The following is a 22,777-nucleotide window of genomic DNA, read 5'->3' on the forward strand; positions in this document are numbered from 1 at the left end:
TTTACAATGGATTTTTTTATTTAAAACAGTAACTTTTTAAACGACAACTTCTTCATTTTTATTATACATCAAACAAATATAACTATCTAATTCTTTTATTTTGAGTGTAAAACCTCTTTTTAAAGAAAATACTATCAAAAAATGATAGTATTTTATAATAAATATGCATTTTTTAAATAAATTCCCCTATCCCACCCATTTATCAGTTAATGTCTGGTAATAAACTTTACACAATGAATTGTACTCTTGTAACAATACTGAGTATATCAATAAAATAATTCTCACTCCGTTGAAGCTCTTTTATTTGTTAGTTCCATTCTCCACTAACTAGAGATAACATTCACCCTGATAAATTGACCAATTTTTTTAATCTTGTAATTCAGTTGTCCAGTTTAATTCTTGAATTTTCATGTCAGTTTCTCTCAAAATTTTTGAAAGCTTATCTATTTCTTTTTGTTTTTCACGAATATCAACTGTACTTAAAATTTTTACTTCTGTATTTGAATATCTATCTATTTTTTCACTTGCATCTGCTAAAAATTCTCTTTTGATAGACAGATTTAAGGATAAAACATCTCTCTCAGCAATTAAATCAGTAATAGTTTTTCCATTATAGAAAGAACAACTATTTGTTTTATTAATTTTTTTGATAAGAGTTTCTAATTCTATTAAATTACCATTTAATTCAGCTAATAAATCTTCAGGATTTTCAGACGGAACTTCTCCCTCTTGAACCTTAGAATTTTTTAAAAGTCTTGATTTTAATTGTGAAATTCTTTGTCTTAAATCTGCTCTAATATTTAACGCTTCTGCTAGTTTCATTTGGTTCCCCTCCAATATAAAAATTAACTAAATTATATTATATTAATAGTATAGTCTATAATTGTGATAATTGCTAGAAAAAATGTAAAATAATATAAATATTTAAATTCCTATTGCTAAGCATAATTTTTATTATTTAGATTTCAATTTTTTCAAAATTTTTCTTTAAATAAAATTCTAAAGATTTTTCTCTTATTAAATATTTCTAGCATAATATCAGCCTCTTTTAAAGTTCTTCAGTTAAAAACTTTTCAACAATTTCCTCACAATTATTTATAAAATAACTCCAATCTCCTATTTTATAAATTTCTTCGTGTTCTCCGTCAAAAATATACAATGTTTTTTCTTTAGAATACCATAAAAGATGTAGCCAATAATTTTCCAAATCTTTTACCAGAGAAAGATATTTTTTCCTTTTCCAAATCATTTCAACTGCATCTTCCAATTTAAAAAACTCAATATATTTGCTATCAATATTTTCAGAGAACTCTATCTTTAAATCTCCCTTATCAAAGAACTCTACCATATCTTTTGGTAATTTATATTTTTTTATTATACTTTTTCTAGCTTCTTCATTATGGAAATCTACTGGCTCTAAGCTTTTAATATACTCTATCATCTCTTGGTTTTTATTTAAGACTGCTATTGTATATGGTCTTTCTCCAAATCTGTTTTTAATTGTAATATCAGCTCCCTTTTCTACTAACCACTTTACTAATTTTAGAGAATTTTTTTGAACTGCTACCATTACAGGAGTTGAATTATCAGTAAAAACCATTTCATACTCGTGATAATTTATATCAGCTCCATAGTCTAAAAACATTTGAGCTAACTCTTTATTTTTATCATAGATAGCTTCTCTTAAACAATTATTTCCATATTTTTTAACTGTTACTCCATATTTTTCAAAAATATCTATATTTTCAAATTTTTTTCCATAGTAAATATCAGCAAAAATTCTTTCATATTGCCTTTTAGTTAAATTTTCTAATGCTCCGTGTTTTATTAATAATTCACACATCTCTGGAGATAAAAAACGTCCTACACTTGAAATAGGAGTTACCCAATCATCTATTTCAGCTTTTACTTTTACTCCTTTTTCTAAAAGCCATATTATAACTTCTTCTTTTACACATTGTACAGCTATCTCCAAAGGGGTCTCTGTTGTAAATTCACTTAAAGTAATTTTTTTATTTATATCCCAACCTTTTTTATACTCCTCTTCCAATTTTTTAATATCGCTATTTATAATATATTCTACTACTTGAGGTACTTTTTCAAAAGTTCCAAGATAACCAATCTTATACATAAGATCCCTCCAAAGTTTTTTATTCTCCTCTATACAAGATTATTCTATATTTCCTATCAAAATCCTTTAAAAGATAAAAAAATTAATTTAAAAACTTTTTAACCATTATTTTTTAATTTTTGTTTTTTATATTCTGTTTTTAATAAATTCCCATCTTCACTATAATATTTCCAAAGTCCTATTTCTTCCCCTTGAAAAACTTCTCCCTCTTCTTCAAGTTGTCCATTTGGATAATATCCTCTGTATTTTCCTTTTCTCTCTTTTAAATTTTGCTCAAATTTTAAATTTCCATTTTCATAAAAGACTTTTATATTTTTCATATCTCCATTTTTAAAACTTCCAATTTGAGATAAATTTCCATTCTCAAAAAACTCTTTAAACTCTCCATTAAGTTTTCCATTTTTAAAATTTTCTATTGAGTGTACTTGCCCATTTTCATATTTTTTTACTATCTGCCCTGTAAAATTTTCTTCTATCTGATAACCAAAAGAATAGATTATAAAGCTAAAAAATATTAGTAGTATTAACTTTTTCATAAATTTTACCTCTAATCAACATCATAATACAAAAAATATTTCCCACAATGTAAACATCTGAATAAATATCCTTGCATACTTTCACCATTAACCATAGTTTTTATTAATTCTATCTCTTTCTCGTCCCAATCATATTTCCATTGAGGATTTCCATTTTTAATTACTTCTTCTAAAATCCCCATTTCTTCTAATTCTTTAGCTCCTACATAACCAATAAAGGCACAAAAATCATCACAATGAGCTACCCAATATTCTTGTTGCCAACCACAATAACCAGGAGTTCTATGTATTAATTCATCTATTTTTTTCTCATCACTAACCTCTCCTATTGAGCAATCATCTTGAAAATCTCCTTCAAATTTTTTACTTGCTTCTCCATTAGCTATACATTCTGGACATAAATGTTCAACATCTTCAACTGAATAAAAAGGTCCAGTATAATAAACATCAGTTTCTTTTCCACAACAATCACATATTACAGTTTCGCCTGTTTTAAAAATTCCTGTTTTTAAAGGTTCTGGGTGATATTTAAAAAATGGTAATTCTTTTTTCATAAAATTTCCTCCTTATCCAGCTAATCCATTAACAAAAAAGTTTCCATTTTCGTCAATATAACATTCTATACAATGCCCTGCAAAATAATCAGGCTCAAAAGTAATATATATTGATATATCTTCTATTTCTCCATCTGAATAAATATCTGTTGCAATCTCTCCAAAATTCATACTCTTTTCAAAATCTTCTTCAGTTATTGGAATATAAACTTTAGTATCGTCTATTAGATAACAATTTTCTTCCCCTTCAACTTCTTCTGCTCCTTCTACCCAATCGGTTGCAAGATTTATATAATCTCCTTCTTTTAAAAGTTCCATAAGTTGTGGTTTATTTTTTTCAGCTTTTTCAAGAATATTATTTATTTTTTCTAAAGACTTATTTAAAATATTTTTTAATTCAATTTCAGAACCTTCCTCTTCTGTATCATAGATTAAAAGCACTTCTGATTCCTGTTCTAAAAAATTAATACAAGAAGTAAAATAATATCCCCAATCATTTTTCTCTATTTCAAAATCATCTACTCTTAATTTTTCCATATTCCACCTCTAATCAAAGAAATTTTTTATTTCTTTTCTCTTATCTAAGATTTCAAAAAGTTCGTCCATATCTAAATCAAACATCTTGCTATCATCATCTATATTAGAAAAATAATAATTTACTTTTTCCTCTCCAAAATCTTTTTCTAATTCTTCCCACTTCTCTTTAGCAAGAGGGACAAAAGCTAAAGTATCGTTTCCTAAACTTTCCATAAATAATTTTATTTCGTACTCTGGCTGTATTACCTTATTTAAAGTCTTTATAGTCGTATCTCTATCAGAACCCTCTTCGTTGGGATAAGATATTTTATACTCTTTTCCTTTCCATTCTATAATTATATTAAATCCCATTTTATTATCAGCATTTTCATTTTTCCCAATAAGTTTTCCAGTTTGAATAACTTTCTCCACATAATTAATTATACTGTCATCTTCTTCTCTCCAATCTATCCAAACAAGTTTTTTACAACTTTCCCACAAGTTATCAAAATTTTCTCTATCTTCATTTTTTAGAAAATCTTTTATATATTCCATAGTAATCTCCTTAACTTTTAAAACTCTCTAAATCACTATAAAGTTGTTTATTAATTCCAGATTCTCCATAGCCACAGATTTTAGCTATCAATTCCATTCTTTTTAAAGATAATAAAGCTTTTTCTTTTAACTCTTTATCTATCTTACCTGTTATTTTTATTTGTGCAAAGGCTGTAGCTATAACTACCTCATCACTTTCATTAATTATAGATTCTCTACTTAGTCCTTTATCTTTTATTTAATAAGTAGAACTTATTATTTTAAAGTTCAAATTTATATCTTCTTTTACTATGTTTGTTTCCTCTACTGCTTGAATTACAAATTCAAATGTTGGTTCATAATAACCATTTTCTAAAATTTCTCCACCTAAAATTTCAATATGATACCAGCCATTTGGAAGTTCAATAAGAGGTTTGTTATATTGTTTATAGTAAGTAATTAGATTTTCTATGTTATCATAAGTAAATTTCTCTAATATTCTCCATGTAAAAAGCATAAGTATATTATTATCTACTTTAAGATAATAACCATTTTTTCTAAATTGTAATTTATTTTCTTGTTTACATAATTCTGGTATATCATTAGAAAGATTAAATAAAACTATATAAGGATAATTTTCAATATCCATCATAGGAATAGCAATATTTTCATAAAAAATTCTATCCCCACTTTCATTTGAAATAAATTCTGTTCCTAAATTATTAGAAAGATTATTCTCTTCTTTCCATTTTTCTAATAATAAAATATCACTAAGAAAAAAATAATTAACTAAATCATTCAATACTTCTGTAAATTTATATATCATAATTATCTCCTTTTTTTAGTAACATTGAAGAATTAGCCATATATTATCAAAATTTCTATTTTTTAAATCTTCTTTTCTAATATTAAAATATATCTTTCCACAATCTCCAAAATATAGTCCATAATCTTCAAACTCAATCTCACTCATTTGCATAAGTAGTATCCAATTCTCAGCATTTTCCCTTATCTCATCTTTTAAATCTCCATATTTTATAGGAGCAGAGCCATAATAAAGATTTTTCCTAGCAACTCCCTCACACTCTTCAAAATACTCTCCTTGAATAAGTTCTGGGTGTCCTAAAAGTTTTGTTGTATCAGTTTTATATCCCAACTCCTCTAAATCTTTTTCAAACTCTTTCTCTTTTCTGCTTATCTCCTCATCACTATCCTCATCATCATAGTAATCTAAAAAGTCAATAGGATAATCATTCATACTTTCAAAATCTATTTTAACTTCAGGAATTATACAATCTTTTTCCATATCCTCTGGAAAATCAGTAGACACCAAATCTTCTATATCTCTATCATAATAAAAAACTCTTGCACTTCCTCTATCATTAGGAGAAAATCCCCAAGTCATAGTCATCAACTCATAGAAAAAATATAGTATTCCCTTTTCTGGTAAAAGACTTTCTTTATCATATTTGTGAACTTCTTCACAATTAATTTGCATTAAAAATGAAAGTGGTCTATTTACAACTCTTTTTTTATAATCTTCTCCATTGTAATAATACCATTGAAAATTTTTTGGCAAATCAGGTTTACCCCCAATCTTTGAACTTCCTTTTGGTAATTTTTCTTTGATTTCATCTTCAAAATAATTTATTAAAATTGCATTTCTTTTTAAAGATTCTAACTCTTTTTTATCTAGCATATTACCACCTCTAATCCCACCAAAAATACCAAACACTAGAATTAACTAAACTACCAGCATATTTTCCAATAGAATCAAAATTTTGGTCTATATCTGAACAATATCCATACATTTCAATAGCTGTTTCCATAGCAATATCTTTATCAGTTATAACTTTTTCAACTCTGTATTCCACCACATCATGTGTCATACTAATTGGTACAGCACCAAATTTTTCAAACCAATATTTTGATACTGCCATATGTTCTGATGTAGTAGGACACTCATTCCAATTTCCCATTGGTAACCAAGCAAATATCTCCCAAGGATTTTTTACAGGAACTTTTACTATAAATAGTTCTTCTGGCTTATCTGTTCTATAATTTAAAAATCCTATTGGAAAATTTAAACTATTATTTTCATCTTCTTCAAATTCCCCTATTATTTCCTTTTCCCAATCTATATCATCATCTTGAGCTTCCTCTTTTCTTATATTTATTAAATCATTTATTATATTTTTTCCACCCTTTGAATAGACAGATGAAATATATTTTTTTCTATATTCTCTTGCATCTTCTATATTAAACTCATCATCTTCTGATACATTCATAGTAAGACATTCCAAAAGAGTTTCATCAACAGTTACAATCATAGGAAAATATCCTTTTTCTTTTCCCTCTTCTACATATTTCTCAAATTTTTCCATAATTTCCTCATAAGTATTATTAGGAAAATACTCATATTCACAATCAAAATATTCTATAAACTCTTTTACTAAATCACTCATATCTAACATAATTATTCCTCCTCTTCTTCATCAGAATATTCTTTTTCAATATCTATAAAATGGATATAGAAGCCACAAAGTTCTCCTTTTTCATCATATCCAAAATAACTTGGATAATATCCATCTCCCCAACCTGATGCAAAAACAGGAATATTTAAGTCAGTATTAGGAATTATAAAGTTAGCCCAATCTCCACAATCTCTTTGATATTTAGGAAACTTTTTAAAACTTTCTTCTAACAATTCTTCAAAAATATCATCATAAGGATTGTCTACCTCTTCCTCCTCTTTAAGTTTTTCCCAATATTTTATATACTCCTCTTGTGTTTTTTTATCCACAACACAACCCATTCCAGCATCTACACCAAAACCATAAAATTCATCTTCCTTAGCTTCATCCATTTCTTCTTCATTTCCTGTTACAGCTAATTCATAAACTATTGGTTTATTTTTATTAAATTCTACTTTTACACAAGCATATCTATCTCCATACTCTTTACTTGGAACTACTGCTATTTTTACAGGATATTTTCCAACAGGAACTTTTTGAATATATGTTTTTGCATCTTCAAGCTCTACTAAAGGATCACAAGCTAAAATCTCCCCAGTAGGAAAATTTACCTTTCCAATATCTAAAGTATCAACTTCTATTTCTCCTATTTTCTTTTCATTAAAATAACTTTCTAAATCTATCTTACATCTAAATTTTTCTCTATTTCTTTCATACATTTCTAACCAATTTTTATCCATAACTGTTTCCCCCTCTGAATAATTTAAAATATCTATCTCTGTATTTATTTTCTTTCCTAATTCTCTTAATTTTTCTAAATTTTCTTTAGATATAGGGAAAATAGAATAACTATCAGAATTAGTATTGATATTTCCAATAAAAATATCTTTTTCACTTAAAATTTTGTTAAACTCTTTACTCCAAACCTCTATATCATCATCTTCATTTAAATTTAACTTATCAAGATTACAAATATTTTCATCTATACCAATTTTTTTTATTACATCAACAACCATTTCAAAATCTTCTAATTCACATCTCCAATCTAAATAACAGATATATCCATTTTCACTTAAAAGCAAAACCATAGCCACAACTTTTAAATTAATCATTTCTTTTTGTGAAATAGAATTTATATCATTAGAAATATAGTAAAAATTTTCATTATTTTTTAAATAGTTATGAAAATCTTCTAAAATCAACTCTAATTTTTTTATAATCTTTCTATCATTAGAAGAGAGAATTTCAGCTATTTTTAATAAAATTTTATCTGCATAAGAAGTTCTATCTCTTTTTACTCTTGGTTTTATAGCCCAACATTTTTCCAATCTATCATTATTTAATTTAAAAATATAGACTTTATCACTATTATAGTCATATTCAGAATAAGTAGGAAATTTTATATTCTTATCTTTTATTCCAAATGGATTTTTAAATAGTTCATCTTTTGATATTTTTTTATCAGATAAAAGAAAATCTAACTCTTCATTTTCAAAAGTTAAAAAGTAAAATTTACTATCTTGTAAATTATCTAAAACTTGTAATAAAATAAAGGTATCAATATTATCTGTTACCTTTTCCCAAGAATATAAATCGTCATTATTTGTCATATATACAGGGGGATTTTCTAAGGATAAATCCTCTTTTTTTATTCCAGCATTCCATACACCTTGATTTTCAGTCCAAAATATTAAAAAATTATCTGTTTCTTTTAAAATATTTTCTATTTCATTTTCAGAATACTCATCATCTTCTAATATCTCTCTTAATAAATTATGAGAAAAATCAATATCTTCTAAATTTAACATATCACTAAAACAATGATTTATATCAAAATCTCCACATTCGTGGTAATATCTTCTCAAAACTCTAGGTAAATTAACTTTTAATTTAATTTCTGTTTTATTTATCTGTTCCCAGCTTATTTTATAACCAGTTTTGTTATTACTGAAAACTTTTTTTAACATTGTGTTATCAAAGAAAGAATTATTGTCTAGATTATCCACTCTATTAATCTCTTTTCTATATAGTAACTTAACTATTTGTTCTGCTGATAAATTATATCTTTCCATATAGCCTTCCTTTATATAAAAAATGCCCATAACAAAAATATTTCTTGAATTTATCAAAAAATAATCCTTGTTATAGGCATCACCTCTCTTTAAGTTTTATTTATTTTTTACCAATCTCTTTCTCTTATAGCTTCTTCTATATCAATATCTATTCAAAAATAATTAAGAATATTTTCAACAGTTACTCCTATACTATCTCTTGCTACTGTTTCTATTTCACTATCATTTTCATCAAATTCTTCTTGTAAGTCATTAATTTTTTCATAAATTCCTCCTATTCTTCATCTAATGCTTCATAAAGTTTATCTAATATAGGAATAATTTCATCAGGTATTCCCTCTCCCCAATTTGGACTTTCTAAAACTTCTCCATCTAAAGCTATATACATCTCTTTAGGTATCTCAGCTTTCATATCACTTTCATCTACTTCCTTTGTCCAATCATAGCCAGAATATACATCATTTTTAGGATTAAAAGCATATTTTTGATTTTTATAAAATCCTGAAATATAATTTTTCTCAAGAGTTTCTACAATATCAAAATCTTCCAAAGCCCAACTATCATTTTCTTCCCACTCTTCTCTATCTTTATATTTTTTAAAATCTTGAGGATTCATATACCAATATAAAAATAGTGCAGTTCCCCTGTCTGTATCTTCTTGTTCTGCTATCCATTTAATAACTTCTTTTGAATTATCAAAGTTCCAATCTATTGCTAAAAGTTGTCTCTCTTTTGGAGAATTTTTCTTTAAATAATCAATAATTAATTCTGTTTCAATTTCATCAAACTCATCATCATCAATTTCTAAATTTTCCCAATCAAAATCTCCTCTTAAAATATCTTCCACTTTTAACATAAAATCCCTCCTATACTTTTTCTAAAATTTATAACCATTCTATATTAATTTCTTTTCTAGGAACAGTACGTTGATAATTTATATTTGGATATCCTAATAACATACAAGCACAGATAGAATTTTTATTTAAGTTAAACTTCTTAATAAGTTCTTCATTGTGCATAATTCCCATTTCTATGAATCCACTAAAAAGTACACCTAATCCCATCATATTAGCCATCAGTTCAATTTTATCTCCTGCTAATATTCCATTAATTTTATTTGAACTTGTAATAACTAAAACCATTGGAGCTTTAAAGAAAAGTTTATCATCTGTTTTATAATTATTGTACATTTCTTTAAATCTATTTTTATATTTTTTTAAAAATAGGCTTTTTTCATCTGAATTGACAAAATTATTTATTCCCTCCCATACAAGTGGTTTAAACTCTTCTAAACTATCTTGAATAACATAATATTTTACATCTTGTATATTAGCACCTGTTGGACTATATTTTCCAACTTCTAATAATTTTTCAACAATATCTTTATCTATTTTTTTATCTTTAAAATGTCTAATGCTTCTTCTTGATTTTACAAAATTTAAAAAAGTATTTGGTTCTATCTTTAAATTTAATTCTTTTAAATCTTTTGTCTTCTCATATCCTTCAAAAATTATTGCATTTGTTGGACACACAGCCACACAATGCCCACACATCATACATTCTCCCTTTATTTTTATTTTTTGATCTTCAAATATAATATTTTCTGGAAAACAATCCTTAATACACATTTTACATTTGATACATTTATTATAATCAACCTTAATCAATTTAATCCTCCTTAAAATTTTCAATGTTTCTTGTAATATACATCATCACATAAAGAACTGCCATAAGTAAAAGTGTTCCTGTCATTAAAGCATATTGCTCCATTTTTAAGATGGAATATAGTACTGCATATATTCCAGATAAAAATACAAACATTCCCAAACCATAATTTTTATTTTTTGTTACTGCTTTTATGTATAATGAATTTGGAATTACAACCATTAAAGTTGCTATGATATAAGCTAAATTAAAACTAAAATATTCAGACATTGAAAGTAGAACTAAATAAAATAGTGTCAATGAAAATCCAACTACACCATATTGAACATAGTGAGTAAATCTCTTACTAGTTACTTCAAAAATATATACTACAAAAAGACTTAACATTATAAAGAGCATACTATATTTTACAGCTCTCATAACTTGTCTATAATGAGTTATTCCCTCATATAAATCTACACCAATTTTCCCTTCTGATATATCAGAATAAAATCCATCAGCAAAATCTTGCTTATAATTTCTTACAAAAGAAGATACGTCCCATTCTGCTCTAAATCCATTTTCATCAATTAATTTTGTACTTGGTAAAAATCCATAAAAGCTAGGAGATTTCCAAGTTGATTTTACTTCAAAGTGATTTTCTCTTCCAAGAGGTAAAATTTCAATACCACCATTTCCCCTTAAACTAAGTTTAACAGAAAAATGTATCTTATCTTTTTGTAATAAATTTTCTCTTATAGTTCCAGATATTCCTGTATTCAATGGATATTGTTTAATACCTGTTCCAGACTCTACTCTTATATCTTTTCCCTCTACTTTTATCTCCTCAATCTTCATTAGAGATTTAGTATCTGTTATTCCTATTCCAACTCCTATATTATACGGGTATAAATTATCTGGTAAAATATCTTCTAATTTTGGAAATTCTCCCTCTAATATAATATCTCCATTATAAACTGTTGTTTTATATACTCCTCTTTCTCTTATCTCATCTTTTAAATTGATTTTTACATTTAATTTTTCTGGTAAAAGAATCCAATCTTTAGCCACTGTTCTTTCTATTTTCTTTCCAGAATCATCATAATCTACTATCTTATCACTATAAGGAATTATTAAAAATGCTCCTGAAATAGTTTGTTTTCTACCCCATTCATTACCTATTTCCTCTATCATATTTCTATATGAATAATCTCTTTCATCTATTATTCTATTTATAAAAAACATTGGTATTTGTAATAAAATTGCAAGTAGAAAAAGAAATCCTATTTTCTTTACAAGAGAGTTATTATCTTTTAAATTAATCATAAAATTCTCCTTTGTATTTTTCATTAAAATTTCTATTTAAAATATTTTAAATAATTATAAAGACAAATTAAGCCTAAACCTATTACAACACAGATAAATATAAATAGTGTATATTTAAAATTGTATCTTAATTGTTTTATAATAAAAATTCCAGAACCCACTATCATAAAAACAACTATTATACAATATACAAAAGCTACTATATCAAAATCTTTCATTTTTATCACTCTCTTTTATTAAGTTTGTTGATGAAAAACTGTAACAATCTTACAATCTGGGCATTTATATTCTAAATTCATAACTACCTCCTATATAAAAAACTAGACTAAAAAACAACCCATATAAATTATTTTTTTATCCATTCAAATATACAAATAATAATTATTATTGCCCCAAATAGTCCTGTAAAAAATCTAAAACCTCTTTCTCCAAAAATTTCATATACAGTTAACATAAATCTTTTTGAGCCTGTAGGATCACAAATCCATTTCCAATTAAAAATTCCTCCAAAGAAAAATAATCCTCCTATAATTATTCCCAAAAGATAAGGATATTTCTTTAAATAAGGCTCTATATTTTCCATAAATTTTACATATAAATCACTGATTGGATTAATCATATTCTTCCCTCTTTTTATGGTTATAAAAATTAAATAAAAAATGCTCATGACAAAAGTGTTTCTTGATCTCTCAAAAAACACCTAGTATCATAAGCATCACCTCCTACTAATAGAAGCCTTTTCAACAGTTAAAACTATTCTAATTATTCATATCTTGTCCAGTACTGTTTTTTCCCTATAATTCCTTTCTTATCTATAGACCCTTTTACAAGTAATTTTCCATCTTCTTGAAGTTTCATATAGCTATTATATGTTTTTCCATTTATTGGATTATATATTTTCCCATTTTCAAATTTATCTTCATTTTCAGAATAGTCAAAACCACTTACAAAATCTATCCCTCTTAAAGTACGATTTTTTAATTTTTCATCTGGATTTTTTAAGTCCATTTTTTCCTTTCCAACAAACTCTCCATCAGTATACACTGGCATAGTTAATTCAACTATTTTCCCATTATATTTTTTATCCTGTGTTTCATAAATTTCAACAATTATTTGATTTCCATTTTCAGCCTTCTCTGTAATCCATTTACCTATTACTTTTTCTGCTCCTGCCAATATAAGAGTTGAACTTAACATAAACATTAATAATACTTTTTTCATTTTCCCTCCTAAAAATAAAGAGTTTTCCTCAATATTTTATCTTCTCAATTTATATCTACATTTAATACATTACCTTTTATAACTATTTTTTGCCTCCTCATCATTAAGTTCTATGCAATAATTATACCATTTTAATATCTAATATACAATTTTTTTCCAATTCATATCCCATTTAAGAAAATAAAAGATTTTTGAAAGATTTTAAGATAAAAGACAATATATTTTTCTATAAGTTAAAAGAGGAATCATAGAAAATCTATAATCCCTCTCTGAATGGAATTTAAATAATTTATAATGAAATATTTTACATAGCTTTTATTTTTTTTATCTCTTCTATAAGTAATGGCACAACTTTAATAGCATCTCCTACAATACCTACATCAGCTACATCAAATATAGGTGCATCTTCATCTTTATTTATTGCAACTATATATTCAGATCCAACCATTCCTGATAAATGTTGAGTAGCCCCTGAAATACCACAAGCAATGTATAATTTAGGGGAAACAATTTTTCCAGATTGACCTACTTGATGAGAACGAGGAACCCATTCATCTTCTATAGCTGGTCTAGTTGCTCCTACAACCCCACCACAAACATCAGCTAGTTTTTTTACAAGTTCAAAATTTTCTTTTGATCCCATTCCACGTCCACCAGAAACTATTACTTCTGCTTCTTCAAGATTAACTTGCTCTCCTATCTCTTTTACTGCTTCTAAAACCTTTGTCAATAGAGTAGACTCAGGAACTGAAATATCTTCTTTTATAATCTCACCTTTTCTACTACTATCAATTACCTTGGAAAAAGCTCCTGAACGAATTGTCATTACAATTGGAGATTCTTTAATAACAATATCATTTAATACTGTTCCTCCATATACAGGACAAGTCATTACAAATTTATCATCAGTTATTTTTATATCTATTACATCAACAGCACAACCACTTTCAAATCTCATAGCTAAAACAGGAGTTAAATCCTTTCCTAGTGGAGTTGCCCCTGCCATAACAACTGATGGCTTATATTTTTTTATCACTTCAAGTAAAATACTTCTATATGCCTCTACTTGATTACAATCCCTATCTACAATAATAACTTTATCTGCTCCAGCTTGAATGCTAAGGTCTGTAGCTCTTTCTAAATCTTTTCCTATCAAAACAGCAATGACCTCTTCTCCTCTTGAACTAGCAATTTCACTCGCCTTTCCAAGAGCCTCTAAAGCACAATTTACAGGAGCTTTATCTGCTGTCTCAACATATACCATTATATTTTTTGTATCAGTAAGTTTCATTCCTATAACCTCCTAAAATACTTTAGCCTCTGTCATTAATTTTATTGCCTGTTCAACTGCCTCTTCAGCAGTTTCAGTTTTTATTTTAACCCCTGCTGAACGTTTAACAGGTTCAAATACTCTGACAACTTCCACAGTATTTTCTGGTTTTTCAGCTGGTTGAAGTTCATCAATAGTTTTTTTTCTAGCAGCCATCTTAGTTTTTATAGTTGGATATCTTGGCTCATAATTAGGTTTTTGAACTGTTACAACACAAGGAAGTGAAGCCTCTAGTATATTGTATCCATCCTCAGTTTCCTGTCTTATTTTAGCACTTTCTCCCTCTGTCTCAATATCTACTACATTTGTAACCACAGGAAGAGAAAGTTCATCTGCTACCAATAGCCCAACTTGTCCCAATGCATAGTCTGTAGCTTCTTTTCCACAGAAAATAATATCAAATTTTTTACCAAGATTTGCTTCTATATCCTCTTTTGCCTTTATTAAAAATTTAGATACAGATTTTGGATCAAGAGATTCAGAATCATCTTTTACAAGAAAAGCTCTATCTCCACCTACAGCAAGACAGTTTTTAAGAGAGTTTTTTACACTTTCATCCCCTATAGAAACTACAGTGATCTCTCCACCTACTTTTTCCTTTAGACGAGTTGCCATTTCAAGAGCATAGGTATCAAAGGCATTAACTATTTGAGTAACTCCTTCTAAATTTGGTTTACCTGTTGATGAATTAAGATTTATCTCTACTGAATCATCAGGAACTTGTTTAATACAAACTAATATTTCCATAATTTAATGTCCTCCTTAACTATCTTCCAATAGTGTTGTTTGCTACTACTATTCTTTGTACTTCGTTAGTTCCTTCAAAGATTTGGAATATTTTTGCGTCTCTTAAAAGCTTTTCAACTGGATATTCACGACTATATCCATAACCTCCAAATATTTGAATTGCTTCTGAAGCTACCTGCATAGCTATATCAGATGCATAACACTTAGCTATTGCTGATTCCATACTATGAGGTAATCCCATATCCATTTTAGTTAAAGCATGAGCAACCATTTGACGAGCAGTCTCTGTTTTTATCTGCATATCAGCTATTTTAAATTGAATTGCTTGATTTTTTATAATTGGTTTTCCAAATTGTACTCTTTCTTTACCATATTTTATAGCTTCATTTATTCCTCTCTGAGCAATACCAGTAGCTACACAACCCATCCAAGTACGAGCTTGGTCAAGAGTTTTCATTGCTATTGAAAATCCTTTACCTTCTGCTCCAATTAAATTTTTTGCTGGAATACGACAATCTTCAAATACAACATCACAAGTATTAGAAGTACGTATACCCATTTTATCCTCTTCTTTACCTGTACTTACTCCAGGAGTTCCAGCTTCAACAAAGAACATTGATATACCTTTTACTCCTGCTGATTTATCAGTCATAGCTGTAACACAATAGAAAGACGCCACTGCTCCATTTGTTATAAAGCATTTTCTACCATTTAATACATAGTAATCTCCATCTTTAACTGCAGTAGTTTTTCCTGCTCCAGCATCTGAACCTGCCCCTGGCTCTGTTAAACAAAATGCTCCAAATCCTCCTTCAAGTATTAGATCACAAGCACGTTTTTTTAATTCATCTGAACCAGCTATCAAAACTGGCTTCATTCCAAGCCCACTAGCAGATATTGTAGTTGCAAATCCTGCATCAGCAATAGCCATCTGTTCTATAAGTGCTGCTACATCTACTCTACTAAGTCCTGGTCCACCATATTCTTCAGGAACTTCCAAAGCTTGATAACCTTGCTCTATCGCTTTTTCATATATCTCTTTTGGCCACTCACCAGTTTTATCATACTCTTTACATTGCTCTACAACTTCTTTTTCACAAAAATTTTTAACGTCTTGTAATAAATCTTGAGCTTCCTCTGATATTAAATATGCCATAGTAATCCCTCCTAAAAAATCCAATGAATTTTCTAACTTTCTATTTAAAACTACAATTTATAACAAACTTTTCCAGGATTTAAAATCATTTTTGGGTCAAATACCTGTTTTATATCTCTCATTAAACGCATACTTGTCTCTCCAGCAAAATCTGCTAAATAGTTTACTTTACCATGTCCTATACCATGTTCTCCAGAAATAAGTCCTCCACATGCTGCTGCTTCTTTATATATAGTTGACATAAATTCATGAACTTGCTTTTTAAATTCTTCTTCATCCATATCATTTGCACACTCATAAATATGCAAGTTACCATCACCAGCATGTCCAAAACTTTTAATTTTGAAATCATACTTATCTTCTAGTGATTTTACAAATGTTAAATATCTAGCTATTTGATTAACTGGAACAACAACGTCACATTCATCTAGAAGTTTTGTTTCTGCTTCAATTGCTTCCAAGAATGAACTTCTTGCTGCCCAAGCATCTTTTTTCTTAGCTGGTGTATCTGCTACAAGAACATCAATAGCTCCTGCTTCTAACACAACTTCTGATGCTGCCTCTGTTATCTCTTCTAATTCCTCCATACTATTTCCATCAAATGTTACTAATAAATATGCTCCTATATCTATTCCTTCAAGTTGTTGTGGAAAAACACTTTTTCCTAAATATCTTTCAGAAGATAATACTATCTCTTTCTCCATAAACTCTAAAGCTTGTGGTTGTAAGTGTGCCATAAAAAATTTAGGTACAGTTGCTATACAATCCTCAAGATTTTCATATGGTATAATCAAGCTTATTGTTTCTTTTGGTGCTGGAATTAATTTTAGTGTTAAATCAGTTATTATACCTAATGTTCCTTCTGAACCAATCATTAAATTAAGAAGGCTATATCCTGTTGAAGTCTTTGACACAGTAGCTCCCAATTTTACAATTTCACCTGTTGGTAATACCACTGTCATTGCTCTAACATAGTCCCTTGTACATCCATATTTTACTGCTCTCATTCCACCAGCATTGGTAGATACATTCCCTCCAAGTGTAGCAAATTTTTCTCCTGGATCAGGTGGATATAAAAGTCCTTGTTTTAAAGCATCTTCAGCTAAATCATTTAAAAGAACTCCAGCTTGAACATGAACTACAAAATTTTCCATATCATAACTTAAAATTTTATTCATCTTACTCATATCTATCATAACCCCACCATGGATAGCTACGGCAGCACCTGTAAGTCCTGTTCCAGCTCCTCTTGGTATTACAGGAATAGAATTTTCATAACACAACTTTACAATAGCAGCAATATCTTCAGTTGTAGTAGCTTCTATCACAACATCTGGCATTCCCTTACCATAAATTGGCATTTCATCATGTGAATAATCATCATTGATATCTCCACTTGTATGAACCTTTCCTGGAACAATATTTTTAAACTGCTCAATTAATTCAGGTGTAACTTTGTTATAAACTACTTTTTCCATATTAAATCCCTCCTTGAATTTATATAAATAGTTTCAAATTACTCACTTAAAATATACCTACACCAAAATATGTTACAAGTCCATAAATCAATATAAAAATTATATAATATTTTATAACACCAGTAAGAATTTCACTCTCTTTTCCTACAATTCCTGCTGCTGCAGTTGCTACTGCTATACTTTGAGGAGATATTATCTTACCAGCTGTACTTCCTACAACATTTGATGCTACCAACCAAGTAGGACTCATATTGAGAACCACTGCTGCAGTGCATTGAAGTTTTGTAAATAATACAGTACTTGAAGTTGCACTTCCTGTTACAAATGTTCCAACTGATCCTAAAAATGGAGCTACAAACGGATAAAAACTTCCTGTTATATTGACAATAAAATCAGCTATTACTTGAATCATTCCACAATATCCCATAACTTTTGCAGTTGCTATAACAGACATAATTGTAATTACAGTTTTTGACATCTGCTTAATAGTTTTAAACAAAATTGCTATTATATCTTTTACTGGACATTTCTGAACTAAACCACCTATAAAGGCAGCTACTATAATCTGCACACCAGGAGTAGAGAGCCAAGCAAATGTATATGGTGCTGCACCTTTTCCACTATAAATAATTATACTACTTTTTACTGCTGCTAGTGGCTTATGTATTATTGGTACAAGTGAAGAGGTGAATACTAAAAATAAAAGTACAAATATAAATGGACTCCAAGCTATAAATGCTTGTTTCAAATTTACACTTGAAATAACCTTTTCAGTTTTTATATTAAAATCAGGATTATTAATTTTAAACATCTTAGTTAATATTATAATCACAGCCATACAAACTACAGATCCTAAAATAGAAGGTAATTCTGAACTAATAAACTTAGCTGTTATATATTGTGCTACTGTAAAAGATAAACCTGACATCAAAGTTATCAACCATATTCCTTTAAATGCCTCTAATCCCTTCTTACCTTTACTAAGTCCTGTCATATAAACTACCATAAATGGAACAAGAACTGACATTATAGATGTCTGAATAATAGTATGTAGAGCTATTTCTCCTGAATTCAATCCTGCTATACTAGCAGCTGTAATTTCTGGAACACCAATAGATCCAAAAGCGACTGGTGTTGTATTAGCAACCAAACATACCATAGCTGCAAATAGTGGATCAAAACCAAGTCCCATCAATATACCTGCTGGAATAGCAACTGCAGTACCAAAACCTGCCATACCTTCCATAAAAGCTCCGAACCCCCAAGCTATAATCAAAACTAAAATACGTTTGTCTGTAGATACTGATGCTAACATATTCTTTATTACCTCTATATTTTTAGTATATACAACTAAATTATAGGTAAACACAGCAGCAATAATTACAAGACAGATAGGCCATATAGCCATAACAAAACCTTCAATAGTTCCTGTTACAACATCCATACCACCCTGTTTCCAAATAAAAAGAGCTTCTAAAATTGTAATTAACAGAGCGAGAGGACAAGCTTTATGACCTGGTAATTTAAGTACCATCAATGCTACAACTAGAAAAATAATAGGCAATATAGCCAATAAGAACATAAACATATTGTTACCCCCCTTTATATATTTCAATCACATTAAATTGGTCCTACCAAAATTTATATCAAAAATTTAAAGGTAAAATAATTTACCTTTACTAAATATAACTGAAAAAATAAAAAGTCACTAACTATATCTTTAAACAACTACTGATACTTCTTTTAATCCATAAATTGGTAGTACCAATTTATGGATTAAAATTAAAAGTCAACCATTTCAAATTGACTTTTAACTTCCTAACAATTTTATTATATACCTTATTCTACTATATGTCTAGTTATTTTTAATTTGCTATGTTTTTTATGAGGACTTATTTCCATAAAACGGTGCATTTAAACAGATTAAAGAACTGAAAGTATACATCTTTAAGTTTATTTATATCTATAAATAATCCATAATAAAAATTTAATTTTTTTACTACATCCATTAATTATCTTGGTATTTCATTATATATTCAAAATGGTGATTTAATCCTTCTATACTCTTTTTCAAATTCCCTTCTATTACCCCTTCAACTATCATCCTATGTGCTCCACTTAAGGCTTTATCTCCCTTCATTCCTAAAATAATTTTTTCACGAAGACGTGGAATATAAAGATTCATAATCTTAGTTAAAGCTTGATAACTAGTTTTCATATAATCATTATTCGTTAATTCAACTAAAAGATAGTGAATTTTTTTATCATATATAACTGCCTCTTTTTCACACTCTGACTCCTCTAATTTATTCAAATAATAGATAAGTTCCTCCTTACTCTTTGTGGAAAGCTTTCCTGTAATAAGATTTACAGCTTCCCATTCAATAGCATATCTAAACTCTGTTATTTTTTTATCATCCATACCTTTTAGTATAAACATATAAGACATCACATCTGCTATAGTTTCTTCAAATTCTGCTGATATGAAATTTCCAGCACCATGTTGACTTTTTACAACACCTATATTTTCTAAAATTCGCAATCCTTCTCTTATTGAATTTCTACTTATGTCCAGACTTTTTGCAAGTTCTCTCTCTGGGGGAAGTCTATCCCCTAATTTCAACTCTCCATTTGAAATCTTTTCACCTATATAATCACTAACTTTTAAATAAGATTTTTTTTGCATTTATACCCCTTTATTTTATAAATTTAATAACAAATTAAGTTTTAATACTTTCAAGTAAAAATACTATTATAAATAAATTTTACTATTTGATATAATTTTACAATATTTTTTTCAAATTTAAAAGAATATTTTGATATTGTCATATTTTAGTTTTTATTATTCTTTTTTCGTTGACTTATATTTAAAAAAATGCTAATATTTTTATAAATAATATATTTTATCTTCAGGGCAGGGTGAGTAAAATCAATTCCCGACCGGTGGTGATAGTCCACGAGAATTTTTAATTCTGATTTGGTGAAATTCCAAAACCGACAGTATAGTCTGGATGGAAGAAGAGAGGATATTCTATTCTTTTTAATTATGCCCAGATTTTATCTGGGTTTTTATATTCCTTTCACACATTCCATATAAAATATATTTATATTTTATGGAGGTTTTTTTATGAATAAGTATTATATTGGATTTGATGCTGGAACTCAAAGTGTAAAAGTTGCTATCTACTCTTTAAATATGGAGTGTATATCTGAATGCTCCTATCCTACAACAATTCATTCTCCTCAAGCTGGATGGGTAGAAATGGATATTGAAGAGTATTTTGAACTTACTTTGAAGGGTATAAAAGAGTGTGTTAAAGATTTTAAAAATAAAGGATTAGATTGTAAAAATATACGTGGAATTTTTGGTGATGGAATCATCTGTGGAATTGCAGGAATTGGAAAAAATGGAAAACCTATTACTCCATACATCAACTATCTTGACTCTCGTTGTCAGTCTGATGTAGAAGAACTATCTCATAAGAATTTAGATATTTGGGCAAAGGAAACAGGAAATTCACAACCAAATTGTATGTTTCCAGCTATGATAGCTAGGTGGCTTATAAAAAATACACACTTCTCACAAGATGGAGCTAAATTTATGCATAATGCACCATACATACTTATGAATTTGGCTGGACTTTCTATTGAAAATGCTTTTATTGACTGGGGAACTATGTCAGGTTGGGGATTAGGATATGATATCTATAAAAAAACTTGGTCTGATGCTCAACTAAAAATCTTAGAGATCAACAATAAATATCTACCTAAAATTGTTAAACCTTGGGATATCATTGGATATCTTTCTGAAAAATCAGCTCAAATAACCGGACTTCCTACAGGTATTCCTGTCTGTGCTGGAGCTGGAGATACTATGCAATCTATGCTTGGTTGTGGTCTTTTAGAATCAAATATGGCTGCTGATGTAGCTGGAACTTGTGCAATGTTTTGTGTGTCTACTAATGGAATAAATGAAGAGTTGAGCCGTCCCGAAACTGGTTTAATTTTTAATAGTGGTAGTCTTGAAAATACATATTTTTATTGGGGATTTATAAGAACTGGTGGACTTGCTCTCAGATGGTTTAAAGATAATATTTGTAATGAGATAGATAACAATTCATATTTTGATACTCTATCTAAAAGAGCAGAAAAAATTCCTGTTGGCTCTAAAGGAGTTTTATTTCTTCCATATTTAACTAAGGGAGTTGGAGAGCTTTCTCAAGCTAGTGGAGCTTTTTTAAATCTTGGACTAGATAGTGATCAAGCTATCTTATGGCGTTCTGTTTTAGAGGCTATTGGCTATGACTATATTGGAATAACTGATATCTATAAAAAAGGTGGGGCAAATATAAGTGAGATCACTATTACTGAGGGTGGAAGTAAAAGTAGATTATGGAATCAAATAAAAGCTGATATGTTAAATACAAAAACAAAAACATTAAAAAAAGCTGGTGGGGCTATAATGATGAATATTCTTACAGTTGCCTATGCTCTTGGAGATATCTCTGACTTAAAGCAAGAGATCTCTAAATTTTTAGAGATAGATCAAGAATTCTTACCAAATGAAAAAAATTCTCAATATTATAGAGAGGTATTCAACCTTAGAAAAAAACTTTTAAATGAAGATATGTCAAATGTTTTTAAAACATTGAATATGATAAAATAATTTTTCTTGACTTTTTTATATTTTTGTATTATACTGAAGAAAATTTAATAGTTCCGGTAGGTAAGGCTACTACAGGGATATGGGTTACTGCCGCAAAATAGTGGAGACACTATGCGTTGGTTTGAACAGGCAACATCGAAAACAAGGTGTTATCTAATGTAACTTCACCGCCCTGCAGAGTTGAAGCTCAAACGGTGGCAAGATTTTATTTAAATTTTGTATTTATTTGGATTTAATCCATACCATCGTTTTATTGGTATGGATTTTTTATTTTCTTGATTTTTTAGGAGGTGCAAAATGGACGTAGAAAATGGCAGTAGTATATATTTAAACTTCATATATGATTCAGACATTTACTATGTCTGTTTTTAAGTTCGCACTATTTTAAATAT

24 protein-coding genes and 2 riboswitches are annotated in these 22,777 nt (G+C 28.3%); of the genes, 1 reads left to right on the forward strand and 23 read right to left on the reverse strand.

Annotation, left to right across the window (positions count from 1 at the left end; genetic code table 11):
* Positions 1 to 366 precede the first annotated feature (366 nt).
* The 23 genes from ABNK64_RS07315 to ABNK64_RS07425 all read right to left on the reverse strand — a co-directional run bounded on the left by ABNK64_RS07315 (position 367) and on the right by ABNK64_RS07425 (position 20,405).
* On the reverse strand, positions 367 to 822 hold the full coding sequence (locus ABNK64_RS07315) for a DIP1984 family protein (protein WP_349763968.1): 456 nt from the start codon (positions 820 to 822) through the stop codon (positions 367 to 369).
* A gap of 226 nt (positions 823 to 1,048) precedes the next feature.
* Positions 1,049 to 2,131, reverse strand: coding sequence for an ankyrin repeat domain-containing protein (locus ABNK64_RS07320; RefSeq protein WP_349763969.1), 1,083 nt, complete (start codon positions 2,129 to 2,131; stop codon positions 1,049 to 1,051).
* 98 nt (positions 2,132 to 2,229) lie between these two features.
* Complete coding sequence (locus ABNK64_RS07325) at positions 2,230 to 2,667, reverse strand: toxin-antitoxin system YwqK family antitoxin (RefSeq protein WP_349763970.1); 438 nt, start codon at positions 2,665 to 2,667, stop codon at positions 2,230 to 2,232.
* Between the two features lie 11 nt (positions 2,668 to 2,678).
* Entirely contained in the window at positions 2,679 to 3,221 is a 543-nt protein-coding gene (locus tag ABNK64_RS07330; protein ID WP_349763971.1) for a CbrC family protein, read from the reverse strand.
* Between the two features lie 12 nt (positions 3,222 to 3,233).
* On the reverse strand, positions 3,234 to 3,758 hold the full coding sequence (locus ABNK64_RS07335; protein WP_349763972.1) for a DUF2262 domain-containing protein: 525 nt from the start codon (positions 3,756 to 3,758) through the stop codon (positions 3,234 to 3,236).
* Between the two features lie 9 nt (positions 3,759 to 3,767).
* Complete coding sequence (locus tag ABNK64_RS07340; protein ID WP_349763973.1) at positions 3,768 to 4,292, reverse strand: hypothetical protein; 525 nt, start codon at positions 4,290 to 4,292, stop codon at positions 3,768 to 3,770.
* A 238-nt stretch (positions 4,293 to 4,530) separates the two neighbouring features.
* Positions 4,531 to 5,097: a hypothetical protein gene (locus ABNK64_RS07345; protein WP_349763974.1), complete on the reverse strand. Its 567-nt coding sequence runs from the start codon at positions 5,095 to 5,097 to the stop codon at positions 4,531 to 4,533.
* Positions 5,098 to 5,112: 15 nt separating this feature from the next.
* Positions 5,113 to 5,970, reverse strand: coding sequence for a YwqG family protein (locus tag ABNK64_RS07350; protein ID WP_349763975.1), 858 nt, complete (start codon positions 5,968 to 5,970; stop codon positions 5,113 to 5,115).
* Positions 5,971 to 5,980: 10 nt separating this feature from the next.
* Entirely contained in the window at positions 5,981 to 6,745 is a 765-nt protein-coding gene (locus ABNK64_RS07355; RefSeq protein ID WP_349763976.1) for a DUF4253 domain-containing protein, read from the reverse strand.
* A gap of 2 nt (positions 6,746 to 6,747) precedes the next feature.
* On the reverse strand, positions 6,748 to 8,817 hold the full coding sequence (locus ABNK64_RS07360; protein ID WP_349763977.1) for a DUF6630 family protein: 2,070 nt from the start codon (positions 8,815 to 8,817) through the stop codon (positions 6,748 to 6,750).
* A gap of 152 nt (positions 8,818 to 8,969) precedes the next feature.
* The gene (locus tag ABNK64_RS07365; protein WP_349764004.1) at positions 8,970 to 9,095 is read right to left on the reverse strand and encodes a DUF5713 family protein; all 126 of its coding nucleotides are present in this window, start codon (positions 9,093 to 9,095) and stop codon (positions 8,970 to 8,972) included.
* Positions 9,092 to 9,673, reverse strand: a complete 582-nt coding sequence (locus tag ABNK64_RS07370) for a DUF4274 domain-containing protein (protein ID WP_349763978.1) — start codon at positions 9,671 to 9,673, stop codon at positions 9,092 to 9,094. The genes ABNK64_RS07365 and ABNK64_RS07370 overlap by 4 nt, the downstream gene beginning before the upstream one ends.
* Before the next feature lie 28 nt (positions 9,674 to 9,701).
* Entirely contained in the window at positions 9,702 to 10,484 is a 783-nt protein-coding gene (locus ABNK64_RS07375; RefSeq protein ID WP_349763979.1) for a nitroreductase family protein, read from the reverse strand.
* Between the two features lies 1 nt (position 10,485).
* Positions 10,486 to 11,787, reverse strand: coding sequence for a cell envelope integrity protein CreD (creD, locus tag ABNK64_RS07380; RefSeq protein WP_349763980.1), 1,302 nt, complete (start codon positions 11,785 to 11,787; stop codon positions 10,486 to 10,488).
* 32 nt (positions 11,788 to 11,819) lie between these two features.
* A complete protein-coding gene (locus ABNK64_RS07385; protein WP_300343445.1) occupies positions 11,820 to 12,005 on the reverse strand; it encodes a hypothetical protein in 186 nt (61 codons plus the stop codon).
* 128 nt (positions 12,006 to 12,133) lie between these two features.
* On the reverse strand, positions 12,134 to 12,406 hold the full coding sequence (locus ABNK64_RS07390) for an Imm17 family immunity protein (protein ID WP_349763981.1): 273 nt from the start codon (positions 12,404 to 12,406) through the stop codon (positions 12,134 to 12,136).
* 143 nt (positions 12,407 to 12,549) lie between these two features.
* Positions 12,550 to 13,008, reverse strand: a complete 459-nt coding sequence (locus ABNK64_RS07395; RefSeq protein ID WP_349763982.1) for a DUF2147 domain-containing protein — start codon at positions 13,006 to 13,008, stop codon at positions 12,550 to 12,552.
* A gap of 304 nt (positions 13,009 to 13,312) precedes the next feature.
* Positions 13,313 to 14,299 carry an electron transfer flavoprotein subunit alpha/FixB family protein gene (locus tag ABNK64_RS07400; RefSeq protein ID WP_349763983.1) on the reverse strand — a complete coding sequence of 329 codons (987 nt, stop codon included), beginning with the start codon at positions 14,297 to 14,299 and terminating at the stop codon, positions 13,313 to 13,315.
* Between the two features lie 12 nt (positions 14,300 to 14,311).
* A complete protein-coding gene (locus ABNK64_RS07405) occupies positions 14,312 to 15,085 on the reverse strand; it encodes an electron transfer flavoprotein subunit beta/FixA family protein (protein WP_349763984.1) in 774 nt (257 codons plus the stop codon).
* Positions 15,086 to 15,104: 19 nt separating this feature from the next.
* Positions 15,105 to 16,241, reverse strand: a complete 1,137-nt coding sequence (locus tag ABNK64_RS07410; RefSeq protein WP_300389477.1) for an acyl-CoA dehydrogenase family protein — start codon at positions 16,239 to 16,241, stop codon at positions 15,105 to 15,107.
* A gap of 50 nt (positions 16,242 to 16,291) precedes the next feature.
* Positions 16,292 to 17,719: a D-lactate dehydrogenase gene (locus ABNK64_RS07415; protein ID WP_349763985.1), complete on the reverse strand. Its 1,428-nt coding sequence runs from the start codon at positions 17,717 to 17,719 to the stop codon at positions 16,292 to 16,294.
* 46 nt (positions 17,720 to 17,765) lie between these two features.
* Positions 17,766 to 19,307: an L-lactate permease gene (locus tag ABNK64_RS07420; protein ID WP_349763986.1), complete on the reverse strand. Its 1,542-nt coding sequence runs from the start codon at positions 19,305 to 19,307 to the stop codon at positions 17,766 to 17,768.
* Positions 19,308 to 19,727: 420 nt separating this feature from the next.
* Positions 19,728 to 20,405 (reverse strand): FadR/GntR family transcriptional regulator, encoded by a 678-nt coding sequence (locus ABNK64_RS07425; RefSeq protein ID WP_349763987.1) that lies wholly within the window; start codon positions 20,403 to 20,405, stop codon positions 19,728 to 19,730.
* Between the two features lie 215 nt (positions 20,406 to 20,620).
* Positions 20,621 to 20,746, forward strand: a riboswitch (FMN riboswitch).
* Positions 20,747 to 20,846: 100 nt separating this feature from the next.
* Between ABNK64_RS07425 and ABNK64_RS07430 the strand changes: the two genes are divergently transcribed.
* Positions 20,847 to 22,385, forward strand: a complete 1,539-nt coding sequence (locus tag ABNK64_RS07430) for an FGGY-family carbohydrate kinase (RefSeq protein ID WP_349763988.1) — start codon at positions 20,847 to 20,849, stop codon at positions 22,383 to 22,385.
* A 45-nt stretch (positions 22,386 to 22,430) separates the two neighbouring features.
* Positions 22,431 to 22,592: riboswitch (M-box (ykoK) riboswitch) on the forward strand.
* Positions 22,593 to 22,777 lie beyond the last annotated feature (185 nt).

The organism is Fusobacterium sp. SYSU M8D902 (assembly GCF_040199715.1).
GTDB lineage: Bacteria > Fusobacteriota > Fusobacteriia > Fusobacteriales > Fusobacteriaceae > Fusobacterium_A.